The sequence below is a fragment of the Streptomyces sp. NPDC058459 genome (assembly GCF_042721685.1).
Lineage (GTDB): Bacteria > Actinomycetota > Actinomycetes > Streptomycetales > Streptomycetaceae > Streptomyces.
In genome coordinates this window covers 1-8,678 of sequence record NZ_JBHXLV010000252.1, presented here as the reverse complement: position 1 = coordinate 8,678, position 8,678 = coordinate 1, and the positions used below count along the sequence as shown (strand labels likewise).

Sequence of the window (8,678 nt, the reverse complement as noted above, 5' to 3'; positions counted from 1 at the left end):
CCCTCATGGCGCTTGCTCGGGGAACTCTCCGGGAGTACTGGTTTCGGCCACTGGAGGGAGAACCGGCCATCGCGGAGAGATGCGGGCGTACCGGACGCACTTCATGGGTACCCGAAGGAGGTCATCGGCCCCCGTAGGCGCTCGCAGTGGGAACCCTGCACCTCCCGCCTCCGGGGGTCGATGCACGCCCGGCAGCGGATACCCCGGCCCCACACTGCCGCCCGCGCGAGCCGACCCGTGCGGCCCCGGGCCCGACGCGGGGGGCCATACGGCGCCACACGGTCAGCCGGCCTGGTCGGCGAGCCAGGCGCCGAAGGTCTGCCGGCCCGCGCGCGTGCCCGGCTCCGGGAGCAGGGTTCCGTCGCGCATGCCGCGGCCGAAGGCTCCGGGGAGGGGGACTTGGAGGACGGGGCGGCTCACTCCGGTCGTGGCCAGGTAGCGCCGCACCAGGTCGGCCATCAGTTCCCGGCGCGGTCCGGCGAAGTCGGGCACCAGCCCCTGCGGGCGGCCGGTGGCGAGCGTGACCAGCTCGCCGGCGACCTCGCGTGCCGCGACCGGCTGCGAGAGCATCTTCGGCACGACCTGGACCGGGCCCACCTTGCCGGCGGTGAGGATCTGGCGGACGAACTCGTGGAACTGTGACGTGCGCAGCATCGACCAGCCGCCGCTGTATGACCGCAGGATCTCTTCCTGGGCGGCCTTGCCCGCGTAGTAGTTCGCGTTGATCCGGGCCGCGCCGATGATGGAGATGGCGACGTGGTGCGGCACGCCCGCCTCGCGTTCGGCGGCCAGGAGATTGCGCGTGACCGTGGTGAAGAAGGCGACGGACTTCCTGGCGGAGGTGCTGCTCGTGGCGGAGGCGTCTATGACCGCGTCCGCGCCGCGCAGCGTTTCCGTGAGGCCGGAGCCGGTGACCAGGTCGGAGCCGGATGCCCGGCTGATCGCGACGGCCTCGTGGCCGGCCGTGCGGACCGCGTCCGCGACATGCTTTCCAAGTGTGCCGGTGGCCCCGGCGACGACGATCTTCATCGGGACTCCTCCGACGTGCCGGGGCCGTCGACGGGGGCGTGAGTGCGGGGACGGATGCTGTTCATACTCTTCAGGACCAGGCAGCGGGCGGGAATGTGAGGCCGGGCCGCGCTCTTCTCTCCGGGCCGCACTCTTCTCTCCGGGCCTCACATCCCGGCCGGGCATCAGGTCGTCGGGCGAGGAGGACGAGTGAGCCCCGAGGAACGTGAAGCGGTACAGGACGAGGTTCTGGGTGCGCGCCGCCATCTGCTGGCGCTGGCGTTCCGGATGCTCGGCACCGTGGCCGAGGCTGAGGACGCGGTCCAGGAGACCTACGTGCGGTGGTTCCGGCTCACCGACGAGGAGCGGGACGCGATCAAGACACCGCGGGCGTGGCTGACTCGGGCCGCCGGCCGCGTCTGCCTGAACGTCCTGGACTCCGCCCGCGTGCGCCGTGAGCGGTATGCGGGCCCGTGGCTGCCGGAACCGATTCCCGCCTACGCGTTCGCCACCGGGGGCTCCCCGGCCGGTGACCCCGCGGAGCGGGCGGCGCTGGACGACTCGATCAGCACCGCCCTGCTGGTGGTGCTGGAGTCGATGACGCCCGCCGAGCGCGTCTCCTTCGTCCTGCACGACGTTTTCGCCCTGCCGTTCGACGACATCGCCGGCATCGTGGGCCGCAGCTCCGCCGCCTGCCGCCAGCTCGCCGCCTCCGCCCGCCGCCGCGTGGAACAGGACGGAAACCGCAGCGTGTCCCGGGCCGAGCACGACAAGGTGGTCCGGGCCTTCGCCGCCGCGGCGCGCAGCGCCGACCTCGCCGCCCTGATCGCGGTCCTGGACCCGCGTGTGGTGCTGCGCTCGGACGGCGGGGGCAGGGTCAGCGCGGCCCGCAGGCCCGTGTTCGGCGCGGACAGGGTGGCTCGGTTCCTGTTCGGCGCGCTGGAGCGGTACCCGGGCACCGAGGTCCGCGATCAACAGACTTCCGACGGTCTCGGGTTGGCTCTGTGGAGCGAGGGACGGATCACCGGTGTCGCCACGCTCGACGTATTGGCCGGCCTGGTGACGGACCTGCGCCTGATGATGAACCCCGACAAGCTCACCCTGTGGAGGCGGGACACCGGCTGACCCCGCGTCAGGCCGGACTGACGGGGCCTGGTCATCGCCGCCGCGATGCGCGAAGAGCCCGGGTTGCCGCCCAGCGGGAACCGGATGACCGGGAGCTGATGCCGCCTGCCGGTCCGACAGGTCATGACCGGGCTGTTCCCCGGAACGTGAGGCGGACCACACCGCCTCACAGAACAGCGCGCCGCCCGGTCATGACCCGTAGTCGCTGCGCGGTGGTGCGCACGGGCTCGTCACGCGGGCCGCAAGATCCAAGGAGCAACGCCGATGACCGTCCTCATCCGTATCGGGCTAGCGGCCCTCTTCCTCGACGAGCTGGTCGTCGGCGGATGGAACTCGATCGCGCCGGAGAGCTTCTACCGCGACTTCCCGACCGTGGACCTGACCCCGCCGTTCAGCGAGCACTACGCCCGCGACTTCGGCGGCGCCACCCTCGGCATCGCGCTCCTGCTGGTCATCGCGTTCATGCGCCCCTACGCGCACTTCGTCATTCCGGCCGCGCTGAGCTTCACGACCTTCTCCGTGCCGCACTTCCTGTTCCACGCCACCCACCTGGAGGGCGCCACGGCCGGTGAGGCGATCGCCCTCACGACCGCCAACGCGGCTGTGGCACTGCTGGGCCCCGCGATCATCCTCGCCACCACGGTCCGCGACCGCCGCGACCGCCGTGACCTCCGGCGGTCCACCGGCATCAGCCGCGCGCACCCCCCGGTGTGAACTCGTCGCCGGCCCTCCGCGCGGGCCGTGACCCCCACCAGCCCCGCCGGGCCGCGCAGGCGCCACCAGCGGCCACCGGTACGCCTCCGGCGCCCTCCGCAATCTCGGCCGGACCAGGCGGTTCGCAGCTCCTCGACACTGCTCCCGGCCGTCTCGTCCCGCCCCGTCCCGGTGAGGAAGCGGCGCGAAGCGATTGGGTTCATAGTGGTTTGTGGTCCAGGTGGCGGGCACGGCCACGGGGACTCCCACGGGTTCACGTCCTCAGGCGGGTCCACGAACCGCGGACCGTCCGGCCGTCTGTTCTGCCGCTGGCCACGGAGAGGGCCCGGTGCCGCCTGGTCCACGCGACGACCTGCCGAGGAGGCTGTCATGTCCGTGCGACCGCGGAGAATCGAACCGGCGGCGGTGGAGGGCGACTTCTTCTACGTCAAGGATCTGCTGGACGCCGACGAACGGAAGAAGCTGGAACGTGTCAGGGAGTTCCTGGCGGAGGAGGTCCGGCCGCACGCCAACGAGCTGTGGGAGCGGGCCGAGAGTCCCCTGGGCCTGAAACAGGCCATCCGTGATCTCGACATCACCGGCACCTGGGCCGACGATCAGAGTGTGGCTCCGCGCAGCTATCTGCTGAGCGGTCTGATCGGCATGGAGATGTCCCGGGTGGACCCGTCGTTCGCCACGTTCGTCGGTGTGCACGGCGGCCTGGGCATGGGCTCCATCCGTGAGTGCGGATCGGACGAGCAGAAGGAGAGATGGCTGCCGTCCATGGTGCGCTGGGAGAAGATCGGGGCTTTCGGGCTGACCGAGCCCCTGGTCGGTTCCGGCACCGCGGGCGGCCTGACCACGACCGCCCGCCGCGAGGGCGACGGCTGGGTCCTCAACGGCGAGAAGAAGTGGATCGGCAACGCCACTTTCGCCGACCTGGTGATCATCTGGGCCCGCGACGAGGCCGACGGGCAGGTCAAGGGCTTCGTCGTGGAGAAGGGCACTCCCGGTTTCTCGCCGCGGAAACTGGAGGGCAAGATCGCGTTGCGCGGGGTGCAGAACGCGCACATCGTCCTGACCGACGTCCGCGTGCCGGAGGAGAGCCATCTCCAGCACGCCAACTCCTTCCGTGACACCGCCCGAGTGCTTAAGGCGACACGGGGCGGTGTGGCGTGGAGCGCGACCGGCTGCGCCATCGGCGCCTACGAGGCGGCCCGTGCGTACGCGGTTCAGCGCGAGCAGTTCGGCAAGCCGATCGGCAGTTTCCAGCTCATGCAGGATCTGCTGTCCCGCATGCTCGGCAACATCACCGCCTGCCAGGGGATGCTGGTGCGCATGGCCGGGCTCCAGGCCGAGGACCGTCTCAGTGAGGCGCAGGCGGCGCTGGCCAAGATGTTCTGCACCAGCCGCATGCGCGAGACCGTCGCCTGGGCCCGCGAACTGTTCGGCGGCAACGGCATCCTTCTCGAGTACGACGTGGCCCGCTTCTTCGCCGACGCCGAGGCCCTCTACTCCTACGAAGGCACCCGCGACATGAACTCGCTGATCGTCGGGCGGGCTGTCACCGGTATCAGCGCCTTCCTCTGAGCCCGTACCCAGCACGGCACCGCTGGAGCACGTCCCGTACATCACCGCGACCAGCAAGGAGAGCGCCGTGACCCCCACCAGCCGGCCGGCCGAGGGACCGCCCGTCCTGCAAGGCGTACGCGTCATCGACCTCGCCAGCGTCATCATGGGCCCCTACGCCTGCCAGATCCTCGGCGACCTGGGCGCCGACGTCGTCAAGATCGAGCCTCCGCAGGGCGATGTCATGCGCCGGGTGCACAAGCGCGGCGCTGACGGCATCGGCGCGCTGGCCCTCAACATCAACCGCAACAAGCGCAGCGTCGTCCTCGACCTCAAGAGCGAGCAGGGCAGGTCAGCGGCGCTGGAGCTGATCGGCACCGCCGACATCCTCGTCACCAACATGCGGCCGCGCGCCCTGCGCAAGCTCGGCCTCACCTACGAGGATCTCGCCGCAGCCAACCCCCGCCTGGTCTACTGCAACGCCCAGGGCTTCCGCTCCGACTCGTCCGCCGCCGACTACGCCGCGTACGACGAGGTCATCCAGGCGGCGTCCGGCATGGTCGACCTGATGCAGCGCACCACCGGCGAGCCCAGCTACGTCCCCACCGTCATGGCGGACAAGGTGTGCGGTCTGACCATCGCCTACGCCGTGCTGGCCGCCTACATCGGACGGCTGCGAACCGGGCGCGGACAGCACGTGGAGGTACCCATGGCCGACACGATGTTCGCCTTCACGCTGGTGGAGCACATCGGCGGCCGTGTCTTCGAGCCGCCGGACGGGCCGGTGGGCTTCCCCCGCTCACTGGAGCCCGGACACACGGCCTTCCCCACCAAGGACGGTTACGCCTGCGTCGTTCCCTATACCCCGCGCAACGCCGCCGACTTCTTCGACTTCGTCGGCCATCCCGAGATGAAGGAGCGCTTCGCCCCCGAGGTCTTCCAGGAGCGGCTGCCCGAACTGTACGAGGCCATCGGACGCTACACCCCCGCCTTCACCACCGCCGAGTGGGACGCGTTCTGCAGCGAGCACAGCATCCCCTTCTCGCCCGTCATGAACCTGGACCACGTGGGAGAGCACCCCTACTGGACCTCCGGGCACAATCTCACCGTCGAGGAGCACCCGCACGAAGGCCCCTACCGGGTGATCTCCCCACCCGTCCGCTTCTCCGAAGCGCCGACCGGCATCCGCCGGCACTGCCCGGTACTGGGCGAGGACACCGCGGAGGTCCTGGCGGAGATCGGCTACACACCCGAGCAGATCGCCGCCCTGGCACCGCAGGACCCTCCGAACGACCAACGGTGAGGCACCCTCACGAGCGAGAGCGTGAACGAGGCTCCGGTTCTCGTCAGGGGCGGGTGAGGTTGTGGATGAGTTCCGTGAGGATGGCGTTGGCGGTCTGGATGTCCTGGCCGCTGAGGTTGAAGGCGGCACCCAGGGCCGGGGGTACGGCGAGTGCGTGACGGCGCAGGTCGAGACCGTCCTCGGTGGGGGTGATGTCGACGACGCGTTCGTCCTCGGGGCGGCGGTGGCGGGTGAGGAGGCCGGCCGTCTCCAGGCGTTTGAGGAGGGGGGTGAGGGTGCCGTAGTCGAGGTGGAGGGTGTGGACCAGTTCTTTGACGGTGGTGGTGCCGTGCTGCCACAGGACGAGCATGACGAGGTACTGGGGATAGGTGAGGTTGAGGCGCTCAAGGAGAGGTCGGTAGGTGGCGGTGACGGCGCGGGACGCGCTGTAGAGCGTGAAGCAGAACTGGTCCTCCAGGTTCAGCGAGGGCTCGTCACCCGCCAGGCTGTCGTCCTGGGGGCTGCCGTCCTGGGGACTGTCGGCGGGCCGGGCTTCGTCCGGTCCGGTGGTGCGGGGTGTCATGGCGGTGCGCCTTCCTTCCGGGTGTCGGTGCCGGGCCTGAGCGGCCGGCCAGGGGTGTGGTGACACGAGGGGTTTTGTCTGCATCGCCATTTCACCACAGCCGATTAACTTGTGCGCGAGGGAATGGTGGGCTAGGTTTCTGGGTGTCGGGCCGACCTGGTCCGGCGGACACCGAGATGTGATGAGGATTGATCATGGGCAAGCCGATCATGCGCCGCCGTCCGCTGCTTCTCTCCGCCGCCGTCGGGGCCGCTACGGTCCTGGGCGCGACCGGGCTCGCCGCCGCGAACTCGGGCTCCCCTTCCCACTCGGACGCCAGGCCGAAGCCCACCGTCGTCCTGGTGCACGGCGCCTTCGCGGAGTCGGCGAGCTGGAACGGAGTCATCGACCGCCTCGAACGCGACGGCTACCAGGTGATCGCCCCGGCCAACCCCCTGCGCGGCCTGCACAGCGACGCCGCCTACCTCGCCAGCGTGCTGCACAGCGTCAAGGGCCCCGTCGTCCTGGCCGGCCACTCCTACGGCGGTTCGGTCATCAGCGAGGCCGCCGCCCACAACCACCACGTCAAGGCCCTCGTCTACATCGCGGCGTTCTCCCCGGACAAGGGCGAGAGCGCGGGCGAGTTGTCGGGCAAGTTCCCCGGCAGCACCCTCGGCCCCACCCTGAACAAGGTCCCCTTCCCGAAGGCCGACGGCACCACCGGGACCGACCTCTACATCCAGCCCGGCAAGTTCCGCGCCCAGTTCGCCGCCGACGTCTCCGCCAGGGAAGCCGCCCGCATGGCCGCCACCCAGCGCCCCATCGCCGCCGACGCCCTGGACGAGACCGCCACCGCCACCGCCTGGAAGGCCATCCCCTCCTGGGACCTGATCACCCGTCAGGACAAGAACATCCCGGCCGCCGCCCAGCGCTTCATGGCCGAGCGCGCCCACTCACACAGCACCGAGATCGACGCCTCCCACTCCGTCACCGTCTCCCACCCCGGCGCCGTCACCCGCATCATCGAGCGCGCCGCCACCACCACCGCCCGCTGACGGCACCCGTCCGGACACCGGCTCGCCCCAGGGGGACCGGCCACCCCGGCCCCCGCCTCACTACCCGCCCAGCACCTGATCCCCGCCGGTGCGGCGGTCCGTACCCACTCAACCCACTCAACCCACTCAAGGAGCCCTCATGCCCTCGTACGCGATCCTCGCCGAGTTCGAAGCACGGCCGGGTAAGGAAGAGGACCTCGCCCGGTTCCTCGCCGGCGCGAAGGCAGTCGTCGACGACGAGCCCGGCACGCTCACCTGGTACGCGGTCCGCGTGTCGCAGTCATCGTTCCGCATCTTCGACACCTTCGACACGGAGGAAGCCCGCCAGGCCCACCTGGACGGCAAGGTGCCCGAGGCCATCCAGGCCCACGCCGAGGAACTCCTCGCCGCCCCGCCCGTGATCACCCCCGTCACCCTCCTCGCGGCCAAGCTTCCGGCCTGACCCGGCACGGGCCACGCCCAGCGGCGCTTGACGCCAGGAGCCTCCGGCCCGGCCCTGCCGTCCGGGCGACTGAAGTGAGAGCGGGAACCCACCCGCCGTTCTGATGACCAGTGGGGCGAGCGGCGCGCCGGCCAGGACGCCCGAAGCGGCGGACACGACGCCCGCTCCCCCCGGGCACCCCAGCGAGCGTCCGCGGAGCTGCGTTTACGCAGCTCCGCGCCTGTCCTGGCAGGCCAGGGCGTCGTCCCAGGACAGGCCACAGGACGGCGAAGGGGTCGGGGACGGCGGCGGCGGCGCCGATGCCAAGGGGCGCCGGTGATGGTCTGTCGCGCGTCGTGCGGGCGGGGGGGGTGCGCAGGGCGGTGGCGCCCGGGATGCTCGACCTGGCCCGCCTGCGCCCTCGCCGCCTTCGTCGGCTGGGGCCGCTCGGCCCGGAGTCCTTTCCCGGCTGATCGACCCCTCAGGAACATAACCGCCTAAATCGCCCGACCATAGATTCATCCCTGGTAAAAGGGTGATCCGCCACCTTCCCCCCGTGACCCCCTCCCTCGCGTGCCGTTGTACGGGAAGTGCGGCGGCGATCTCTGCCGCTCCACTCCCCCGAGCGACATGAAGCGACATAAGGAGAACGTGATGTCTCGCATTGCGAAGGCAGCCGTCGTGGCTCTCGGCACCGGTGCCGTGATGGTCGGTGGCGCCGGTCTGGCGCTGGCCGACGCGAACGCCGGGGGTGCGGCCGTCGGCTCGCCCGGCGTGGGCTCCGGCAACGTGGTCCAGGTCCCCGTCAACATCCCGGTCAACCTGTGCGGCAACACCATCGACGTGGTCGGTCTGCTGAACCCGGCCTTCGGCAACACCTGCGCCAACGTCGGCCAGCCGGCGCCGGTGCGGGAAGTCCACCATGGCGGCCACGGCCACGGCTACGGCCACTGAGCCCCACCC

The 8,678-nt window shown here is 70.8% G+C and carries 9 protein-coding genes; 7 read left to right on the top strand and 2 right to left on the bottom strand.

Going from position 1 to position 8,678, the window contains the following annotated elements; translation table 11 throughout:
• Positions 1–282: 282 nt before the first annotated feature.
• Positions 283–1,029 carry an SDR family oxidoreductase gene (locus ACFWN1_RS29525; protein ID WP_384368556.1) on the bottom strand — a complete coding sequence of 249 codons (747 nt, stop codon included), beginning with the start codon at positions 1,027–1,029 and terminating at the stop codon, positions 283–285.
• Positions 1,030–1,218: 189 nt separating this feature from the next.
• Between ACFWN1_RS29525 and sigJ the strand changes: the two genes are divergently transcribed.
• From sigJ to ACFWN1_RS29505, 4 genes are all read left to right on the top strand, one after another.
• Positions 1,219–2,133 (top strand): RNA polymerase sigma factor SigJ, encoded by a 915-nt coding sequence (gene sigJ / locus ACFWN1_RS29520; RefSeq protein ID WP_384368553.1) that lies wholly within the window; start codon positions 1,219–1,221, stop codon positions 2,131–2,133.
• A gap of 264 nt (positions 2,134–2,397) precedes the next feature.
• Positions 2,398–2,847 (top strand): hypothetical protein, encoded by a 450-nt coding sequence (locus tag ACFWN1_RS29515; RefSeq protein ID WP_384368550.1) that lies wholly within the window; start codon positions 2,398–2,400, stop codon positions 2,845–2,847.
• 369 nt (positions 2,848–3,216) lie between these two features.
• Positions 3,217–4,416 (top strand): acyl-CoA dehydrogenase family protein, encoded by a 1,200-nt coding sequence (locus tag ACFWN1_RS29510; RefSeq protein WP_384368547.1) that lies wholly within the window; start codon positions 3,217–3,219, stop codon positions 4,414–4,416.
• A 67-nt stretch (positions 4,417–4,483) separates the two neighbouring features.
• A complete protein-coding gene (locus tag ACFWN1_RS29505; protein WP_384368544.1) occupies positions 4,484–5,698 on the top strand; it encodes a CaiB/BaiF CoA transferase family protein in 1,215 nt (404 codons plus the stop codon).
• Between the two features lie 43 nt (positions 5,699–5,741).
• Here ACFWN1_RS29505 and ACFWN1_RS29500 read toward each other — a convergent pair whose 3' ends face one another.
• A complete protein-coding gene (locus tag ACFWN1_RS29500; protein ID WP_384368541.1) occupies positions 5,742–6,260 on the bottom strand; it encodes a MarR family winged helix-turn-helix transcriptional regulator in 519 nt (172 codons plus the stop codon).
• 194 nt (positions 6,261–6,454) lie between these two features.
• Here ACFWN1_RS29500 and ACFWN1_RS29495 point away from each other — a divergent pair, with 194 nt between their 5' ends.
• From ACFWN1_RS29495 to ACFWN1_RS29485, 3 genes are all read left to right on the top strand, one after another.
• Positions 6,455–7,294 (top strand): alpha/beta fold hydrolase, encoded by an 840-nt coding sequence (locus ACFWN1_RS29495; protein WP_384368538.1) that lies wholly within the window; start codon positions 6,455–6,457, stop codon positions 7,292–7,294.
• Positions 7,295–7,433: 139 nt separating this feature from the next.
• Complete coding sequence (locus tag ACFWN1_RS29490; protein ID WP_384368535.1) at positions 7,434–7,736, top strand: putative quinol monooxygenase; 303 nt, start codon at positions 7,434–7,436, stop codon at positions 7,734–7,736.
• Positions 7,737–8,369: 633 nt separating this feature from the next.
• Positions 8,370–8,669 carry a chaplin gene (locus ACFWN1_RS29485; RefSeq protein ID WP_384368532.1) on the top strand — a complete coding sequence of 100 codons (300 nt, stop codon included), beginning with the start codon at positions 8,370–8,372 and terminating at the stop codon, positions 8,667–8,669.
• The last annotated feature ends 9 nt before the right edge of the window (positions 8,670–8,678 follow it).

Bases quoted from the DNA above. Each gene is read 5' to 3' on its own strand.
- ACFWN1_RS29525 (WP_384368556.1), bottom strand. From the start codon at position 1,029: ATGAAGATCGTCGTCGCCGGGGCCACCGGCACACTTGGAAAGCATGTC.
- ACFWN1_RS29515 (WP_384368550.1), top strand. From the start codon at position 2,398: ATGACCGTCCTCATCCGTATCGGGCTAGCGGCCCTCTTCCTCGACGAG.
- ACFWN1_RS29510 (WP_384368547.1), top strand. From the start codon at position 3,217: ATGTCCGTGCGACCGCGGAGAATCGAACCGGCGGCGGTGGAGGGCGAC.
- ACFWN1_RS29500 (WP_384368541.1), bottom strand. From the start codon at position 6,260: ATGACACCCCGCACCACCGGACCGGACGAAGCCCGGCCCGCCGACAGT.
- ACFWN1_RS29495 (WP_384368538.1), top strand. From the start codon at position 6,455: ATGGGCAAGCCGATCATGCGCCGCCGTCCGCTGCTTCTCTCCGCCGCC.
- ACFWN1_RS29490 (WP_384368535.1), top strand. From the start codon at position 7,434: ATGCCCTCGTACGCGATCCTCGCCGAGTTCGAAGCACGGCCGGGTAAG.
- ACFWN1_RS29485 (WP_384368532.1), top strand. From the start codon at position 8,370: ATGTCTCGCATTGCGAAGGCAGCCGTCGTGGCTCTCGGCACCGGTGCC.